This window comes from Limnobacter thiooxidans, assembly GCF_036323495.1.
GTDB classification, from domain to species: domain Bacteria; phylum Pseudomonadota; class Gammaproteobacteria; order Burkholderiales; family Burkholderiaceae_B; genus Limnobacter; species Limnobacter thiooxidans.
On the sequence record NZ_AP028947.1, the window covers coordinates 2,875,324 to 2,892,082 of the forward strand.

General features: G+C 54.5%; 17 protein-coding genes. 4 read left to right on the plus strand and 13 right to left on the minus strand.

The features are described 5' to 3' along the window. Positions 1–622: 622 nt before the first annotated feature. The 4 genes from RGQ30_RS13070 to RGQ30_RS13085 all read right to left on the minus strand — a co-directional run bounded on the left by RGQ30_RS13070 (position 623) and on the right by RGQ30_RS13085 (position 3,911). On the minus strand, positions 623–973 hold the full coding sequence (locus tag RGQ30_RS13070; protein WP_130557804.1) for a 6-pyruvoyl trahydropterin synthase family protein: 351 nt from the start codon (positions 971–973) through the stop codon (positions 623–625). Next, a complete protein-coding gene (gene queE / locus RGQ30_RS13075) occupies positions 970–1,620 on the minus strand; it encodes a 7-carboxy-7-deazaguanine synthase (RefSeq protein WP_338284494.1) in 651 nt (216 codons plus the stop codon). The genes RGQ30_RS13070 and queE overlap by 4 nt, the downstream gene beginning before the upstream one ends. Positions 1,621–1,952: 332 nt before the next feature. Next, the gene (locus tag RGQ30_RS13080; RefSeq protein WP_338284495.1) at positions 1,953–2,519 is read right to left on the minus strand and encodes a DUF1415 domain-containing protein; all 567 of its coding nucleotides are present in this window, start codon (positions 2,517–2,519) and stop codon (positions 1,953–1,955) included. Beyond that, positions 2,520–3,911, minus strand: a complete 1,392-nt coding sequence (locus tag RGQ30_RS13085; protein WP_130557803.1) for a phosphomannomutase/phosphoglucomutase — start codon at positions 3,909–3,911, stop codon at positions 2,520–2,522. It lies immediately after the preceding gene. A gap of 93 nt (positions 3,912–4,004) precedes the next feature. Between RGQ30_RS13085 and RGQ30_RS13090 the strand changes: the two genes are divergently transcribed. Beyond that, positions 4,005–4,859 (plus strand): symmetrical bis(5'-nucleosyl)-tetraphosphatase, encoded by an 855-nt coding sequence (locus RGQ30_RS13090; protein ID WP_338284496.1) that lies wholly within the window; start codon positions 4,005–4,007, stop codon positions 4,857–4,859. Here the strand turns inward: RGQ30_RS13090 and RGQ30_RS13095 are convergent. From RGQ30_RS13095 to RGQ30_RS13120, 6 genes are read right to left on the minus strand one after another with little or no spacing between them, the layout of a single operon-like run. Next, entirely contained in the window at positions 4,856–5,620 is a 765-nt protein-coding gene (locus tag RGQ30_RS13095; RefSeq protein ID WP_130557802.1) for a lysophospholipid acyltransferase family protein, read from the minus strand. The genes RGQ30_RS13090 and RGQ30_RS13095 overlap by 4 nt on opposite strands. A gap of 39 nt (positions 5,621–5,659) precedes the next feature. Continuing rightward, complete coding sequence (locus RGQ30_RS13100; RefSeq protein WP_130557801.1) at positions 5,660–6,976, minus strand: dihydroorotase; 1,317 nt, start codon at positions 6,974–6,976, stop codon at positions 5,660–5,662. 37 nt (positions 6,977–7,013) lie between these two features. Then, the gene (locus RGQ30_RS13105; protein ID WP_130557800.1) at positions 7,014–7,985 is read right to left on the minus strand and encodes an aspartate carbamoyltransferase catalytic subunit; all 972 of its coding nucleotides are present in this window, start codon (positions 7,983–7,985) and stop codon (positions 7,014–7,016) included. Next, positions 7,982–8,488, minus strand: a complete 507-nt coding sequence (gene pyrR / locus RGQ30_RS13110; protein WP_130557799.1) for a bifunctional pyr operon transcriptional regulator/uracil phosphoribosyltransferase PyrR — start codon at positions 8,486–8,488, stop codon at positions 7,982–7,984. Before pyrR ends, RGQ30_RS13105 begins: the two co-directional genes overlap by 4 nt. Next, positions 8,485–8,907, minus strand: coding sequence for a Holliday junction resolvase RuvX (gene ruvX, locus RGQ30_RS13115; protein ID WP_338284497.1), 423 nt, complete (start codon positions 8,905–8,907; stop codon positions 8,485–8,487). Before ruvX ends, pyrR begins: the two co-directional genes overlap by 4 nt. Before the next feature lie 15 nt (positions 8,908–8,922). Next, positions 8,923–9,507 (minus strand): YqgE/AlgH family protein, encoded by a 585-nt coding sequence (locus tag RGQ30_RS13120; RefSeq protein WP_130557797.1) that lies wholly within the window; start codon positions 9,505–9,507, stop codon positions 8,923–8,925. Between the two features lie 95 nt (positions 9,508–9,602). On the opposite strand from RGQ30_RS13120, the gene RGQ30_RS13125 reads away from it, so the two are divergent. The 3 genes from RGQ30_RS13125 to RGQ30_RS13135 all read left to right on the plus strand — a co-directional run bounded on the left by RGQ30_RS13125 (position 9,603) and on the right by RGQ30_RS13135 (position 13,784). Then, entirely contained in the window at positions 9,603–11,105 is a 1,503-nt protein-coding gene (locus tag RGQ30_RS13125) for a cryptochrome/photolyase family protein (protein ID WP_130557796.1), read from the plus strand. 105 nt (positions 11,106–11,210) lie between these two features. After that, positions 11,211–11,615, plus strand: a complete 405-nt coding sequence (locus tag RGQ30_RS13130; protein WP_298216798.1) for an MAPEG family protein — start codon at positions 11,211–11,213, stop codon at positions 11,613–11,615. Positions 11,616–11,786: 171 nt separating this feature from the next. Further along, the gene (locus tag RGQ30_RS13135; RefSeq protein WP_130557795.1) at positions 11,787–13,784 is read left to right on the plus strand and encodes an autotransporter domain-containing protein; all 1,998 of its coding nucleotides are present in this window, start codon (positions 11,787–11,789) and stop codon (positions 13,782–13,784) included. Between the two features lie 121 nt (positions 13,785–13,905). Here RGQ30_RS13135 and hemL read toward each other — a convergent pair whose 3' ends face one another. From hemL to thiD, 3 genes are read right to left on the minus strand one after another with little or no spacing between them, the layout of a single operon-like run. After that, on the minus strand, positions 13,906–15,201 hold the full coding sequence (gene hemL / locus RGQ30_RS13140; protein ID WP_130557794.1) for a glutamate-1-semialdehyde 2,1-aminomutase: 1,296 nt from the start codon (positions 15,199–15,201) through the stop codon (positions 13,906–13,908). Between the two features lie 19 nt (positions 15,202–15,220). Further along, positions 15,221–15,886 carry a thiamine phosphate synthase gene (gene thiE / locus RGQ30_RS13145; protein WP_338284498.1) on the minus strand — a complete coding sequence of 222 codons (666 nt, stop codon included), beginning with the start codon at positions 15,884–15,886 and terminating at the stop codon, positions 15,221–15,223. After that, complete coding sequence (thiD, locus tag RGQ30_RS13150) at positions 15,873–16,703, minus strand: bifunctional hydroxymethylpyrimidine kinase/phosphomethylpyrimidine kinase (protein ID WP_130557792.1); 831 nt, start codon at positions 16,701–16,703, stop codon at positions 15,873–15,875. The genes thiE and thiD overlap by 14 nt, the downstream gene beginning before the upstream one ends. Positions 16,704–16,759 lie beyond the last annotated feature (56 nt).

Below are 16,759 nucleotides of genomic sequence, written 5' to 3' on the forward strand. Positions count from 1 at the left end.
CGTTTTGTGAACTTAAGCGGCATTCGGTTGGTGCAGGTGGTTTGTGAACTCAAACACCATTCGGCTGGGTGAGCCCGGTTCGAAAATCCAAGCGACATTCGGCTGGGTGTACCCCACCTCGTTGAAAGCTTGTCTATCCCATCTTGAAACAGAATTCCCATTCACCCAGCCCCTCCAAAAAAGATGGTCGGGGCTGTGTGTTGCCTGAAGGCGATCATGGAAATCCTGTTTCAAGCGGGCAAGCTTTCTGAATCCGAGGTGAGATACAGCCCGAGCCGAATACTGCTTGAGTCAACCGCTCCGGTGGTACAGAGCCGAATGCCGCGTGAGCCAACCACGCCGGTAGCTCAGAACCGAATTGTCAAGTGAATGCCACTGCCCAGTCAGAAAACTGGCCGACTTTGCGCGCAGGGAGAAACGATCGCGAAGCGAAAGCAAAATCCGACAATCTTTTTTGGAGGGTTTTGCTTAGTGCCGCTCAAGCAGCAAAGTCGAATAGCCAGTTTTCGGGCAGTGGTGACACTTGAAATTCGGTTCGAGTATGACGCTTGATTTGGTTCAAATATGACGCTTGAAAGCCGGTTCAAGTGTGGCACATGAATTTCGGTTCAATACCACCGAATCAAGCTCGGCCTTCGGCTTTAGCATCGTCCAGGTCCATCTCGACCCCAAACCCGATCGAACCACGAAACACCCGCACGCGTATCAATGGACCCTTCGGCCGCAATTGGTCCCAGATCCACCTCGCAATATTCTCGGAGGTAGGCAATTCAATGTATTCATTCAAGTACGAGTGGTCCAGGCGCTCTCGAACCGCCTCAACCTGTTCACTAAGCAGGCTTTCAGGCACTACATAGCCGTCTGTGGCGGGACCTTCGAACCACACCTCAGCGGTGTAACTGTGGCCATGCAAGCCAGGCCAATCCGGCAACTGGTGCGCAACGTCGAAGGTGAACTGTTTGAAGACTTTCATGGCATTCCAATGACTTTGTGGGTTTGTACACTCAAACGCCACTTGGGGTTTTTCAGGCAAGTTTGAATGGCGGCCTGCAGATTCCTGGCTTTGGTTGCCGGGTCTGCATGGTCCATGGCCTGCACAAAACAATGATCAAAATCCAGTCGGCTGAGTGCTTCCAGGTTCTGGCCCAGTTGCGGCACGACCACCTTCATTTCGTTACCGCGGGTTTGAACCAGTTCACTGCCAAATTTGGGGCTGACACAAATCCAGTCCACTCCAGTTGGCACAGGCAAGGTGCCATTGGTTTCCACTGCAATCTCGAACCCGTGCGAATGTACTGCATCAATCAATGCCGCATCCAGTTGCAAAACAGGTTCCCCCCCGGTGAATACGACATAGGGCTTGGCGTGAACTGAATCGCCTTTGAACGTGTCCGCAATAGCCTGTGCGAGGCTGCCAGCGTCCTTGAATTTACCGCCACCCACGCCATTGGTACCAACGAAATCGGTGTCGCAGAATTTGCAAACCGCGGTGGCGCGATCTTCTTCCCGCCCCGACCACAGGTTGCAACCCGCAAACCGGCAAAACACGGCAGCCCGACCGGCCTGTGCGCCTTCGCCTTGCAAGGTGTAAAACATTTCTTTGACGGTGTAAGTGCTCACGGCTTGATCGCTTGTTTGTTACAGGCGCAATGCTACTTGAAATGGGAAAAGGTGCCCAGAAAAAGGGCAAAAAAAATGCCCGATATGGTTGATCGGGCAAACCTCAGAAGCAAAAGAGGAGGGATGTGAGCGCTTAGTTTGCAACCGCTCCGTTTTCCGATCAAGCCCATTTTTCGAGGCTTTCCTCGAAACTCCAGAGTTACATCCCTGCCCTTTCCCTAGAATAAAACCTCAAAAAACCCTGAAATATAACCACCGCTTTGCTTTCAGGTTTACAGCTGTAAGCTGAATGTTCAATTAGAACAAAACACCCAAAACCGTTGAGTGTTGTTTTAATTCCCGGCGTCAGGCTTCAAGCAAGCTTTCAATAGGGCACGCAACTTCTCAACGCCCTGCTCGTTCATGCATTCAATGTTGCGCTCGGGAATCAAATCGACCTCGGGGTAGCTGTCAATCGCAACGGTCAAACTGTCTTCCCGCAACAGGTGCAACATGGGAAATGGCGAACGGTTGGTGTAGTTCTCGGCATCTTCAGGTTCCGTTCCGCCGAACTGGTAGTCCGGGTGGAAACTGGCCACCTGGTAAACACCTTCCAGGTCCATGTCGACCAGCAATTCATCTGCAACTTCCAGAAAGTCGTTGTACTGGTAAAAATCCTGCAACAACTGCGGATGAATCAACAACGTTGTTTCCACGTCAGGCTGCACATTCAGCAGCGCCAACTCGTGAGCAAGTTCATCCAGTAACTCGGGTTCACTGTCAGCCTTGCTGACCACAAAACGCACACGCTCCTTGACCAGCTCGCGTTTGGCAAAGGGGCACAGGTTAAAGGCCACAACCACCTGCTCCACCCAACGGCGGGTGGCGGCAATGACCTCGTCGTCTCTTAGGTCCATCATTTAGAATGGCAAATCCACATCGGGGGACACGGCCAGAATGGCAGCCTTGAATTCACCTTGAATTCGCGCCAGTGCCTCATCGGTATCCGCCTCAAAACGCATAACGACCACAGGTGTTGTGTTCGACGGGCGGGCCAGGCCAAACCCGTCCGCGTATTCGGCGCGCACGCCATCGATGGTGTTGACTGATTCAGAGCTGGGGAATTTGCCCTCAAGCTGTAGACGTTTCACGATCTCGAAGTTCACGCCTTCCGCTGTTTGCAACTGCAACTCAGGCGTGCTGGATGAATTCGGCAATGCATTCAGTTCAGCACTTGGGTCACTGCCACGCGACAAAATTTCAAGCAAACGGACACCGGCGTACAAGCCATCGTCAAAACCAAACCAGCGTTCCTTGAAAAACACGTGGCCGCTCATTTCACCAGCCAAAGGTGCGCCTGTTTCCTTCAACTTAGCCTTGATCAGTGAATGGCCTGTTTTCCACATCAGTGGTTCGCCGCCTGCGGCCTTGACCGCTTTGGCCACATGGCGGGTGCACTTCACGTCGTAAATCACCATGGCGCCCGGGTTGCGCGCAATCACATCACGCGCAAACAAAATCAGTTGGCGGTCGGGGTAAATAATTTCACCATCCTTGGTGACCACGCCCAAGCGGTCGCCATCGCCGTCAAAGGCCAAGCCAATTTCGGCATCGCCGTTTTTCACACAGGCGATCAGGTCCTGCAGATTCTCGGGGTGGGCCGGGTCGGGATGGTGGTTGGGGAAAGTGCCATCGACTTCACAGAACAGTTCGGTGACTTCACAACCCAAGGCTTCGTACAGGGTTTTGGCGAATGCGCCCGCCACACCATTGCCACAATCCACGGCAATTTTCATGGGGCGCGCCAGCTTGATGTGGCCAAGAATGTTGGCCAAGTAGTCAGGCCACACATTCAGTTCACGGTAGGTGCCCCGCTCCACGCCGGCTACCACACCACGCACAGGCTTTTCGGTTTGAATCCATTTCAACAAACCCTGAATGGTGTCGCCATACAGCGTTTCACCAGCCACCATCATTTTTAAACCATTGTACTGGGGTGGGTTGTGGCTGCCAGTAACCTGTACACCCGTACCATTGCCCAGCAGGAAGGTCGCGAAATACACTAGCGGCGTGGCCACCATGCCCACATCCACCACATTCACACCTGCATCGCGGAAACCATCGGCCAGCGCGCCACACAGGCGCGGTCCACTCAGGCGGCCGTCTCGTCCAACCACTGCTTCATTCTTGCCACGGCTCAACGCCAGTTGCCCCAGTGCGCGGCCGACGCAGTAAGCGGCGTCTTCGGTCAATGTGTCGTCCACGATACCGCGGATGTCATACGCTTTAAAAATAGAAGAAGAAATAGTCATGGATAAACACCCGAAATAGTCGCAATTGGAATGAAGGGGCAATTCGCCTTTGTCGCACTGCCGCAATTTACTCAAGGCATAATACTACTTTCAATGTTGGGATTAGATTTCAAAATGGCCAACTATGTGATTGGCGACGTTCAGGGCTGCCTGGACTCCCTACTTGAATTGCTGGACGCAGTGCGCTTTGAGCCCACAACCGATGTGCTGTGGTTTGCAGGCGACCTCGTCAACCGTGGCCCGCGCTCACTTGACACACTGCGTTTTATAAAAGGTCTTGGTGCACAGGCCCACACTGTATTGGGCAACCACGACCTGCATTTGCTGGCCTTGTGGTGCAACAGTGGGCGCAGCCATGAATCAGACACCATTGCCGAAGTGGTCAGCGCACCTGATGGCGAAGAACTGGTGAACTGGCTGCGGTCTCAACCCCTGGCCCTGGCGTTACCCGGCCCTCAACAGGCCTTGCTTGTGCACGCCGGAATACTGGCTCAGTGGTCCCTCGAGGAGGCGTTGGCATTGTCCGCGGAAGTACAACAGATGATGTCTGGCCCTGACTGGAAAGATTTCATGGCGCAGTTGTATGGCAACAAACCCAACCGTTGGGACCCTGCCCTGCAAGGCTTCGACCGCTTGCGTTTGATTGTGAACGTGTTCACTCGCATGCGCATGGTTCGCGATGACGGAAAAATAGATTTCAAATACAAGCTTGAACCCGCAGATGCCCCACCCGATTTGAAAGCCTGGTTTGAAGTACAGCGGGAATTTCAACACGAAGGCCCGATTGTGTTTGGGCATTGGTCCACCTTGGGCAAGCTGAAAAACAAGGCAGGTTATTGCCTGGACACAGGCTGCGTGTGGGGCGGGCAGTTGACCGCCCTTCGACTTGAAGACGAAGCGATCATTCAGGTGAACGCGGTAGAACCACCTTTGCCCACCATACCCTAGACCGACGAAACCCCGGCCGTCATGCTGCACAAGGCGGCAATTCTTGCATGCGCCTCGTCACTTAGGTCGTGGCGGGTTCGCCCTGTTGTGTCCATGGGCGCGTGGATATGCAGTTGAACCACAAACCCGTCCCTGCTGTTGAGCAAAACCTGAATGTTTTCAAGCAGGGTCTGCTCACCCACAAAAGCAGGCTGGTCAGAAAACTTCCCGTCGGGGGTGAAATACTGCAGGCTGACGGGCAACAATGACACATTGGCCTGAATGGCAGGTTGCACAAAATTGCTGTGAAAGTGCAGCGGCGCCTTGCCCTCGCCTGTTGTGCCTTCTGGAAACACCGCCACGCAGCGGCCTGTTTTCAAAACGCCCACTGCCGCATGAATGACATCACGCACCGCGTGGCGCTTGCCACGTTCAATAAAAAGGGTGCCACTTCGCTTGGCCAGCAAGCCGCCAATGGGCCATTTTGAAATTTCGGATTTGGCAATGAAAGTGACGGGGTGAACGCTATTGAATGCAAAAATATCCAGCCACGACACATGGGTGCTGTACAGCAAGCAAGGCTTGTGAATGGCGTAGTTCGACTCTGGGGTTTCGTAAACCACCCTCACCTGCACATTCAGGATGGAAAGCAAACGCCGCGCAAAACGTCGCTCAATTCCTTCCTTGATGGCCTTACTGAACAAAGGCCAGAAAACCAGGGCCAACACAAAGCCACCCAGCAGGTGACACACCAAACAAGAAATCATCCAGGCTTTGCGCATGGTTAACTGCCCTTGTGATTGAAGTTCTCGTGCCTGAAATCAGGCAACCAGCACTTTCATTTTGCTTTTTTCAAGACTGCTGTAGCCCACATTGCCATTGACCATGGTCAATTGCACCTTGCCCTGCATCGGAAAGCCTGTGAAGGGGGTGTGTTTGCCCTGGCTGATCAGGCTGGCTTCACCCACCACCCAATCCACATCGGGATTGAACAGGCACAGGTCTGCGGGCATGCCTGTACGCAAACTGCCCGCCTGAACCTTGATGATGTCGGCCGGGTTGCCACATAACAGTTTCACAATGCGGGCGGGCGGAACATTCTGTTCTCGCATCCATTTCACGGTCAAGGTCAGCAACAATTCAAGACCTGTGGCACCCGCCTCGCTTTCAGCGAATGGCAACAATTTTGCATCATCATCCACCGGGGTGTGGTCAGAGCAAATTGCATCAATCGTGCCGTCGAGCAAACCCGCACGAATGGCATCGCGGTCGCGCTGCTCACGAAGCGGGGGAATCAAGTGGGCGTTGGGATCAAAAAATCCGATATCGAGGTCGGTCAGGTGCACATGGTGAATGGCCACATCGCAAGTGATGGGCAAGCCCTCAGCCTTGGCCTGACGAATCAACTCGATGCCTTTGGCAGAACTGATTCGACAAATGTGCATGCGTGTACCGGTGGCGCGCACCAGTTCAAAATACGCCTGCAAGGCAATGGTTTCCGCCATCACCGGTATACCGCTTAAACCCATACGAGAGGCATAGGCACCAGCGTGGGCCACACCACCCCGGCTAAAATTGGGTTCTGTCGGGCGTAAAAACACCGTAAAGCCAAAGTTGCGGGCGTACTTCATGGCCTGCAACAGCACGCGCAAGTCACGAATGGGCGATTCAGCCTGCCCAAAGCCCACACAACCCGCCTCGGTCAGTTCCGCCATTTCAGTCAGGGTTTCGCCATTTAAACCAGTGGTCAAGGCACCCAGCGGGTACACCTTGGAGAGGTTCAATTGTCGCGCCTTGAATTTCAACATCTCGATCAGGCCCGGCTCGTCCAGCACAGGCTCAGTGTCGGGTGGGCAAACCAGCGAGGTAATGCCCCCAGCCATGGCAGCCTCAATTTCACTTTCCAGTGTGGCCCTGTATTCATAACCGGGTTCACGCAAGCGTGCGGACAAATCCACCAGGCCGGGCAACACCCACAAGCCTGTGGCATCAATGGTTTTACTGGGCGCAAAGTCGGCAGGCATTTCACCTTTCGGAGCCACCGCCACCACGCGGCCCGCAGCCACCGCCACATCCATGACTGCATCGGCCTCAATGCTGGGGTCTATGACACGCCCGCCAGAAATCAACACTCGCATTGCTTTTCCCTTATACGCAACTTGTGCGCGAATACACTCAAACGCCCTTGCTGGACGAGGCCAGAATACTCATCACCGCCATGCGGACCGCGATACCAAAAGTCACCTGGTTCAAGATCACGCTTTGCGGACCGTCCGCCACCGCCGAGTCAATTTCCACACCCCGGTTCATAGGTCCTGGGTGCATCACGATTGCATCGGGTTTGGCATGCCGCAGTTTTTCTTCGGTCAGGCCAAAGTGCTTGAAGTACTCTTGGGCGGAAGGAATCAGGGCACCGGTCATGCGTTCTTTCTGAAGGCGCAGCATGATAATCACATCGCAATCCTTGATACCCGCCACCAGGTCGTGGTACACCCGCACACCCATGTTGTCCAAGTGGCTGGGCAGCAGCGTACTGGGCCCCACAGCACGCACTTCGGGACAACCCAGAGTGGTCAGCGCATGAATATCGGAACGCGCCACGCGGCTGTGCAGAATGTCGCCAACTATGGCCACGCGCAGCTTGGTGAAGTCCTGCTTGTAGTGGCGAATGGTGTACATGTCCAACAAGGCCTGCGTGGGGTGCGCATGCCTGCCGTCGCCTGCGTTGATGACATGGATGGTGCCACCACTGGTGCGGTTCAAATGCTGCGCCATGAAGGTGGGTGCGCCGCTTTCGGAATGGCGCATCACGAACATGTCCGCTGACATGGCCGCCAGGTTGTCGATGGTGTCGATCAGCGACTCACCCTTGCTGGTTGAAGAGGAACCGATATTCAGGTTCACCACGTCGGCAGACAAACGCTTGGCCGCGATTTCAAAGGTGGTGCGGGTTCGTGTCGAGTTTTCGAAAAACACGTTGAACACGGATTTGCCGCGCAACAGGGGCACCTGTTTCACATCACGGTCGGTCACGCTGAGAAAAGACTCTGCCGTGTCCAGAATGCGATGAATCATCGCCTTGGGCAGCCCTTCAATGCTCAACAGGTGAATCAGTTCCCCCGCAGCGTTCAGTTGAGGGTTATTCAATTTGGTTTTACCTCCAGCTCCAGGCGGAAAGCACCCTGCTCATCCAGGGTCAATACAAAAGCTTCATTGGATTTCAAGGGCAAGTGCTTGCCCACATACTGCGCATCAATCGGCAGCTCTCGTCCACCCCGATCCAGCAACACGGCCAGTTCGATTTTTGCAGGTCGACCGAAGTCAAACAGGTGGTTCACAATGGCCCGCGTGGTACGGCCGGTGTATAGCACATCATCCACCAGCAAAATGGTTCGGCCCTGAACTTCGAAGGGCACTTCGGCCGGCTTGGGGGCCTCTTTCAAACCACGTTCAGAAAAATCGTCGCGGTAAAACGCACTGTCGAGAAAGCCGCAAGGCAAAGTAAAGGCCAGGTCTTCATGCAGACGCTCGGCAATCCAGGCACCACCACTGTGAACACCGATCAAGCCCAGCTCGCTGCGATCGGGAAATGCTTTTTCAATTTGATCCCGCAAGCGGGCATACAAAGCTTCAGGATTTGGCAGACTCATCGCCCCTCCAGGAAAAATTGCTCCAGAATCAGGCAAGCACTGCCCATGTCGACTCGGCCTTTTTGCTCGCGGGCGGCCTTGCCCCCCAGGCAGCTTTCCATGATGGCACTGGTGTAGCGTTCATCCACCGTGGCACACGGCAGGGAAAAGCGCCCCTCCAGTTGGCGAGCGAAGCGCTCACAGCGCGCAGTCATCTCGTTGTCCTCGCCATCGGGTTGGCGGGGAACCCCCACCACCAAGCCTTCGGGTTGCCATTCTTTAATCAGGTTTTCAATTTTTGCAAAACGCTGTTCGTCGTTTTGAGCCTCGACCACGGCAATTCCTTTTGCAGTTTTGGTCAGCGAATTGCCAAATGCAACGCCAATCCGCTTCAAACCAAAATCAAAAGCCAGATACTGGGTGGGTTTGGGCGAATGCATGGGCTGGGTCATTGATCAGGCATGCCCCGCTGCACCGCTCATCAAGGCGGGGTCGATGCCCAGCATGGCATATGCGCCAGCAAATCGCTCTTCAAGCGGGGTGTCGAACAAAATCGTGTGGTTGGCAGGCACAGTCAACCAGGCGTTTTGAGCCAACTCCTGTTCCAGTTGCCCCTCGCCCCAGCCTGCGTAACCCAGAGTAATGAGCCACTTGGATGGCGCTTCGCCTCGGCCCACCGCTTCAAGAATGTCCCGTGACGTGGTCAGGGACAATTCGTCGTTCACTTTGAGCGAAGAACTCCAGTCCAAAGGTTCGGTGTGCAGAACAAAACCGCGCTCGGCAGCCACAGGCCCACCCATCATGACTGGAAAATGAGCAGGCAGCGCATCGGGCACATTCACGTTGATTTTATCCAGCAGGCTGTGGATATCCAGATCAGTTGGCCGATTGATGACCAAGCCCATTGCCCCCTTGACCGAGTGCTCACACAAATAAACAACCGACCCGGCAAAGTTGGGGTCAAGCATGTTTGGCATGGCGATCAACAACTGACCGGACAAGCTAAATTCATCGGATGTGGAAATTTCGGTCTCGCTCATGCCAAAATTGTAATGCCTTTTGACTGTGCGAAAGCGGGTGGGCGTTCCTCTACCCGCCTTTAAGCGCACACACCAACCCAAATTAAGTTGTTCACATGCCTGCATCACTTCTGGAAAACCATCCACTGTCGACTCAACCCAAGCCGGGCCAATATGCCAAAGGCTTGATGTGGTTTCGACGCGACCTTCGAACACACGACAATGCAGCGCTGTTTTATGCCCTGAAGCACTGCACACAGGTGCATTGCGTGTTCGTCTTCGACAAGACGATTCTCGACCAACTGCCAAACAAGGCAGACCGCCGCGTGGAATTCATTTGGGAAAGCTGCATGGCTCTGAAAAAGAAGCTGCAGGGCTTCGGTGGCGACCTGCACCTGATTTACGATCACTCAGAGAAAGCGATTCCCGACCTGGCCACAAAGCTGGGCGTTCAGGCTGTATTCACCAACAAAGATTACGAGCCCGCAGCCATTGACCGCGACATTACGGTGGGCAAAACGCTGCAAGGCCAAGGCATTGAATTGTTCCGCTTCAAAGATCAGGCCATTTTTGAAGAAGATGAGGTGCTGACCCAGGCTGGCAAGTTTTTCAGTGTGTTCACACCCTTTAAAAACGCCTGCCTGAAAAAACTGGACGCTTTTCACCTGACGCCCTACCCCAGCGAAGTGCGGGTTGCGAACTTGAGCAGTGAAAAAGACCTCCCGACCCCCAGCCTCGAAAGCATGGGGTTCGAGCGCACCAACCTGCTGGACATGATCAAGCCTGGTGAAGAAGGCGCGCTGGATGCCTTCGAGGATTTCCTGAACCGGATTGACAAATACAAAGACAAGCGTGATTTCCCAGCCGTAAAAGGTGTCAGCTACTTGAGTGTGCACAACCGCTTTGGCACCATTTCTATACGTCGACTGGCCAAGGCGGCCTACGACCGCTTCAAGTTCAATGGCGATGAAGGGGCAATGGGCTGGCTGAATGAGCTGATTTGGCGCGATTTCTATTTCCAGATCATTTACCACCGCCCGGACGCGGCGGAAAAAGCTTTCAAACCCGAGTACGACCAAATTCAATGGGACAGCGATGAAAAGGCGCAGCGGCTTTTCAAGGCTTGGTGCGAAGGCAAAACCGGCTACCCGCTGGTTGACGCCGCACAACGCCAACTGAACCAGACCGGTTTTCAACACAACCGCTTGCGCATGGTCACAGCCAGTTTCCTCACAAAAGACCTGGGAATTGACTGGCGCTGGGGCGAGAGATATTTCGCCGAGCATTTGAACGACTTTGACTTGTCAGCCAACAATGGTGGCTGGCAGTGGGCTGCAAGCAGCGGCTGCGACGCGCAACCCTACTTCCGCATTTTCAACCCTTACAGCCAGTCAGAGAAATTTGATGCCGAGGGTAAATTCATTCGCAAGTACTGTCCGGAACTGGCCAAGTTGCCCAACAAGCACATCCACAACCCGGCTGAATGCCCGCCTTTCGAGCTACAAATGGCCGGTGTGGTTCTAGGCGAAACCTACCCACGCCCGGTGGTGGAGCACGATGTGGCGCGCAAAAAAACACTGGAACGGTATGCGGTGGTGAAGAAAGAAAAGACTGAATGAGGTGTTGTTGATTTTGTCCGATCTTATGATGTTCACCTGTCTTTCCTTCACCCATAATCGGCGGTGCAATTTCGTTGATTCACACAACAACAAGGAGACAACACAGTGAACGCTTACAACGCCGTAATGCTTTACGCCGGATGGATTTTGGTCTTGGCCCTGTTCTACGCACTGCCCCGCGTACCTCAAGCCCTACTGGGTCAAAAGCGGATTGACAGCTGGGAACGCGGCAAAGAATCAACAGACCCCATGTTTTTGCAGCGTGCAAAATCTGCGCACCTGAACTGCCTGGAAAACTTCCCGGTATTCGCAGCTGTGGTCGCTATCGCTGGCCTGATGGGTCAGATCGATACAATCAACGGACTGGCTGCATTCGTGCTATATGCACGCATTGGCCAAACCATTTCCCACATTCTGGGCACCTCGTTCATCTTGGTATTTTCCAGGGCTACTTTCTTCCTGGCTCAAGTATTCTTAACCCTTTACATGGTTTACCTGCTGGTCTGCTAAAAAGCGGAACACCTTGAATAAAAGCCGCCTTGGGTGCAAAGCCCGGCGGCTTTTTTATTACCCCATCGTTCAATTAATAACTTGTGTGACAAGCACTGGATTATTCGCTGCACATGCTCTACTCTGGAAAAAATAACGTAATAACAATACTGATATTCCTGAGGAGACACCATGAAGAAACTCAAGCTTGCGATTGCCACTGCGGCCGCCCTTTGCAGCCTGCAGGCCAGTGCCGATGAATTCAAAATCAACCGTCTTTTTGTAGTGGGCGACAGCCTGAGCGACGGGGGAGCCTACACAGGAACTGCCACACAAGGCCTTCTGGGTGCAGGCGTGCCGGCTGGTGCGATACCCAACCGCATGATGTTCACCACCAACTCGCCCAATGCAAAAATATGGGCAAGCGTGGTCGCGGAAAAACTGGGAATCCCCCTGGATGTGGATGTAATCAACGGCGTGTCCAACACCATCAACGGCGGCAATTATGCACAAGGCGGCTCGCGGGTGTCCAACCCGATTGGCGTGTCCAACAACCCCGCAATTGGCATCACCACCATCCCGGTTACTGAACAAATTGACCGGCTGCTGGCCGACACCCCGACGTTCAATCGTAACGACCTGGTCGCTCTGTGGGCTGGCTCGAACGATGGTTTCGTTCAGTTCGCAACCGTTGCGGCCGGTGCCATTACGCCCCAAGTGGCCTTGGCAGAAATGTCAACCGCAGCCACCCAGTTGCTCGCCCAGATTGACCGCCTGAAGGCCGCAGGTGCACAAAATATTGTGGTCATTACCGTGCCCAACCTGGGGGTCACACCCCAAGCCCAAATTATTGAAGATGGCTCGGTCAGTGGCACACCCGCCCCTGGATCCATTGCCCTGCTCACTGCTCTGTCAGACAGCTTCAACAACACCTTGACATCTGCTGCTGCCAGCAAAGGGGCAGTGATTGTCGACTCGAACAAATTGCTGAGTGCTGTCATTGCCAACCCGGCCCGCTACGGGTTCACTTCCCCCACGCCGCTGCAAGCAGCCTGTGGCAACAATGGCGGCAACGACCCCAACACTTTTTTCAACTCAAGCCTGACCTGCATCCAAGGCGTGAATGCGGCTCCCGACAGCGAACAGCGAATTTTCGCAGACGGCGTACACCCTACTGCTGCCGCGCAGCGCCTGTTTGGAGAGGCAGGATTTGCCGGCCTTCAAGCCGCAAGCCTCAATGGCGTGCTGGCTGTCGCGCCTCTCACACCGATCCGGCAGCATGCCTTGAGCCTGGAAAATCGACTGACCGCCTTGGCCTTGGTGCGAGAGGACGCAACGGGCAAAGCCTCCTTGAGACCAGTGGGCGACACAGAATGGTACGGTGGTGCAGAAATCGGGCAGTTTGAACTGGATGCGCAGCAGGTTCAGGCTGGGCTTGAGTCCGACACGCAAATCGTGAAATTCGGTGGCGACAGAATGATCACCTCGAATGCACTGCTCGGTTTTGGTGTCAGCATTGACCGGGCTCAAACTGACATCGCCAACAATGGTGGCGGCTTCGACAACGACATTGTTTTGGGCACGGTGTTCAGCACCGTGGCTTTGTCCAAATCGTTGTATTTGAATGCGGCCTTGGCTTTTGGACGAATTGATTACGACATCACGCGCCAGTTTACGCTGGGCCCTTCACTTGAACGGTACACCGCAAACACGCAGGGCGATTTCACCTCCGCCCGAGTCGGTTTGGGCAGTATCCACAGCCTGTCGCAGGGGTGGACACTGAATCCTCAAGCCGCCTACACCGTTGAAAAAATTGATCTGCAAGGCTATGACGAATCCACGGGGGCTGCCAGCCTGAGCTTTGGTGACACGCAATACAAGGCTGAACGTGTCAGTTTGGGCTTTCTAATTACCAAGGCACCCAGTGTACGTGGTGGTTGGAGACCCTTGTTGCGCTATTCAATTGAATCCGATCAGAACAACGACGATCTGAAAATTCGAATGGGCCCCAACCAGGGCACTTTGGCCACCATTTTGGCTCCTCGCCCCGATGGCGACTTCCAGCTATTGAGTGTGGGCGCAGCCAAGGAAATTGGGGAAGGTGTGTTGAACATTCAACTGTCCAGTACCCTTGGTCAATCGGGCATTAGCGGGCAAAGCCTGGGAGTCGCCTACAAAGCAGTCTTTTAAAAAAACCGATCAAACTATCAAGAAAAAACCACCGAGGATATTCAATCCCGGCGGTTTTTTCTTGTTTAAACCAGCAAGCGGACAACATGGGCGCTGTAAATTTCGAGTAACAGCCACTGATTTACTTGATCGCCGCAAACGCCCGGTCAATGGCCACTTTCGTGGCTTCAATCACCGCATCATCGTGCGTTACAGAAACAAAACCCGCCTCGTAGGCAGACGGTGCCAAGTAAACACCTGCATCCAGCATGGCGTGGAAGAATTTGTTGAAGCGGTCTCGGTTGGACGCACTGACTTCTGCAAACGTAGTGGGTACTTTTTCGCTGAAGTAAATGCCGAACATGCCCCCAATGCTGTCGGCGCAGAAGGTTTCCCCATGGGCATACGCCACCTGATTGAAAGCTTCCACCAGCTTGCGGGTCTGCGCTTCCAGCGTTTGGTAAAAACCTTCCTGCTTCAACAGGCACATGGTGGTCAAGCCGGCTGCTACAGCAACCGGGTTTCCACTCAAGGTGCCTGCCTGGTAAACCGGACCCAAGGGGGCGATGCAAGCCATGATGTCTTTGCGGCCACCGAAAGCGCCCATGGGCATGCCACCACCAATGATTTTACCCAGTGTGGTCAAATCGGGTGTAATGCCATACACGCCCTGAACGCCTTGCGGGCCAACACGGAAGCCAGTCATCACTTCATCAAAAATCAACACCGCGCCATGCTGCGTGCACAACTCACGCAGGGTGTTCAAAAATTCGTGGCTGGGGCGAATCAGGTTCATGTTGCCGGCTACCGGCTCAACAATCACGCAGGCAATGCTGCTGCCACTGGCCTTGAACAGTTCGTGCAACTGCTCAACATTGTTGTAGTCCAGCACACGCGTGTGTTTCGCAAAATCTTCCGGCACACCGGCAGAAGTGGGGTTTCCAAAGGTCAGCAGACCAGAACCTGCCTTCACCAACAGGCTGTCGGCATGGCCGTGGTAACAACCCTCGAACTTCACAATGGTGTCACGGCCAGTGAATCCACGGGCAAGGCGAATGGCACTCATCGTGGCTTCGGTGCCGGAACTGACCAAACGCACCTGTTCCATTGAGGGCAGCATCTCACAAAGCGTTTCTGCCATCACGATTTCACCCTCTGTGGGCGCGCCGAAGCTCAAGCCACCCACCGCCGCGTCCTGCACGGCCTTGATCACTTCCGGGTGGGCATGGCCCAACACCGCAGGACCCCAGGAACCAATGTAGTCAATGTAACGCTTGTCATCCGCATCCCACACATAAGGGCCATTGGCGCGTTTGAAAAAACGGGGCGTACCGCCCACGGAGCGAAATGCGCGTACGGGTGAATTCACGCCACCAGGAATTGTTTTTTGTGCGCGCTCAAACAGCACTTCATTTTGACTGACCACTACACCACTCATTGTAAAAACTCCAAATTGCTTAATGTTCTGCATTCACTGCATCGACCCACTGCTGCGCTGCACTGCAAACCTGCGCCGCATCGGGTTCCATTCCAAACAAACCATTCACCACTGCGACTGCGTTGGCACCCGCAGAAATCAGTTCGGGCACGCGGTCCAGTGTAATGCCGCCAATTGCCACTGTGGGCACACCCAAAGTACGCGCCTTCGACAACAAATCCAGCTCGGCTTTCACTGCATTTGGCTTGGTTCCGCTGGGGTACATGGCACCGAAAGCCACATAACTTGCGCCATCCAGCACGGCAAGATCTGCCAGTTCAAACTGATTGTAACAAGAAGCGCCGACAACCCACTTCGAACCCAGGCGGCTACGTGCCTGCGCAACGGGCTCATCGGTTTTACCAAGGTGCACACCAACGATGGCTGCGCCTTTAAAATGCGCAAACGCTTCAGAAGAGACATCATTCAAAATAAGGGCTGCATCAAATTTCTCGCACAGGGCATTCAGCTGCCCCACGAACTCAATCAACTCATCGGGTTGCCAATTTTTCTGCCGGCATTGAAACAGGCGAACTCCGCCTTCCAACGCTGCAGCTACGCAATCCACAATCGCGTCCGGTGTCCACAGGGCAGATCGTTCGGGCGTGATGGCATACACCCCATGAATCAATTCACTGGTGTTCATCGCTGGCCTCTTCATCGTCTTCCTCGCCCAAATGCTGCATCAGGTGCATGCGGTCAGGGATCAATTGCCCCTGCCCCACCACAAACCCGTAATTCAGGGCTTGCCAGGTATACTCCAGGCCCAGCTCCACGGCATCCTTCACAGTCAGCCCCTGCCCCAGCCCCACTGCACAGGCACTAGCCAGGGTACAGCCTGAGCCATGGTACTGCGCTGGCAAGCGTTCGCAAGGATACGCAAGCACTGTCTGGCCTTGCACATACAAACGGTTGACCACGTCGCCCGAATCAAGGTGCTCACCTTTCAGCAACACCGCCTTGCAACCCATTTGCAGCAAACGTGCACCTGCCTCATCCACGGTAACGGCGCCCGTGAAAGCCTGTGCCTCAGGCCAGTTCGGTGTCAACAAGTCAACTACAGGGAATAATTCATTTCTGAAACCATCGAACAAGGCCTGACCACCAAAGGAATCTCCGCGGCCAGAAGCACGCACCGGATCAACAACCAGCGGCACATTCGGCCACAATTGCTTGGCTCTCAGGACCGCAGCCACAGCCGCCACACTGCCAAGTACACCGGTTTTAATGGCGCTGGGCGCAATGCCGTCTTCCAGCAAAGCATGGAACTGATCGTCAATCCAGTCAGCCGCGCAAGCCTCAAAGCGCTTTACACCCACGGTGTTTTGCGCGGTCAGGCCAGTCAGCACGGTCAAAGGGTGAGCGCCCAGGGCAGCAATGGTGAGCGCATCGGCCTGCAAGCCAGCGCCAGCGGTGGGGTCTGACGCTGAAAATGTCAGCACCAGCGGTACGGTCTGTGTCATTCAAAACCCAAAAAAAACCGACAACCTTTGTAGTCGGCTGCCAAACTCAGTATTAT

Bases quoted from the DNA above. Each gene is read 5' to 3' on its own strand.
- RGQ30_RS13090 (WP_338284496.1), top strand. From the start codon at position 4,005: ATGTTGGGATTAGATTTCAAAATGGCCAACTATGTGATTGGCGACGTT.
- RGQ30_RS13070 (WP_130557804.1), bottom strand. From the start codon at position 973: ATGAAAGTCTTCAAACAGTTCACCTTCGACGTTGCGCACCAGTTGCCG.
- thiE (WP_338284498.1), bottom strand. From the start codon at position 15,886: ATGAACACCAGTGAATTGATTCATGGGGTGTATGCCATCACGCCCGAA.
- RGQ30_RS13125 (WP_130557796.1), top strand. From the start codon at position 9,603: ATGCCTGCATCACTTCTGGAAAACCATCCACTGTCGACTCAACCCAAG.
- RGQ30_RS13080 (WP_338284495.1), bottom strand. From the start codon at position 2,519: ATGATGGACCTAAGAGACGACGAGGTCATTGCCGCCACCCGCCGTTGG.
- thiD (WP_130557792.1), bottom strand. From the start codon at position 16,703: ATGACACAGACCGTACCGCTGGTGCTGACATTTTCAGCGTCAGACCCC.
- RGQ30_RS13085 (WP_130557803.1), bottom strand. From the start codon at position 3,911: ATGACTATTTCTTCTTCTATTTTTAAAGCGTATGACATCCGCGGTATC.
- pyrR (WP_130557799.1), bottom strand. From the start codon at position 8,488: ATGAGTCTGCCAAATCCTGAAGCTTTGTATGCCCGCTTGCGGGATCAA.
- ruvX (WP_338284497.1), bottom strand. From the start codon at position 8,907: ATGCATTCGCCCAAACCCACCCAGTATCTGGCTTTTGATTTTGGTTTG.
- RGQ30_RS13135 (WP_130557795.1), top strand. From the start codon at position 11,787: ATGAAGAAACTCAAGCTTGCGATTGCCACTGCGGCCGCCCTTTGCAGC.
- RGQ30_RS13100 (WP_130557801.1), bottom strand. From the start codon at position 6,976: ATGCGAGTGTTGATTTCTGGCGGGCGTGTCATAGACCCCAGCATTGAG.
- RGQ30_RS13120 (WP_130557797.1), bottom strand. From the start codon at position 9,507: ATGAGCGAGACCGAAATTTCCACATCCGATGAATTTAGCTTGTCCGGT.
- hemL (WP_130557794.1), bottom strand. From the start codon at position 15,201: ATGAGTGGTGTAGTGGTCAGTCAAAATGAAGTGCTGTTTGAGCGCGCA.
- RGQ30_RS13095 (WP_130557802.1), bottom strand. From the start codon at position 5,620: ATGCGCAAAGCCTGGATGATTTCTTGTTTGGTGTGTCACCTGCTGGGT.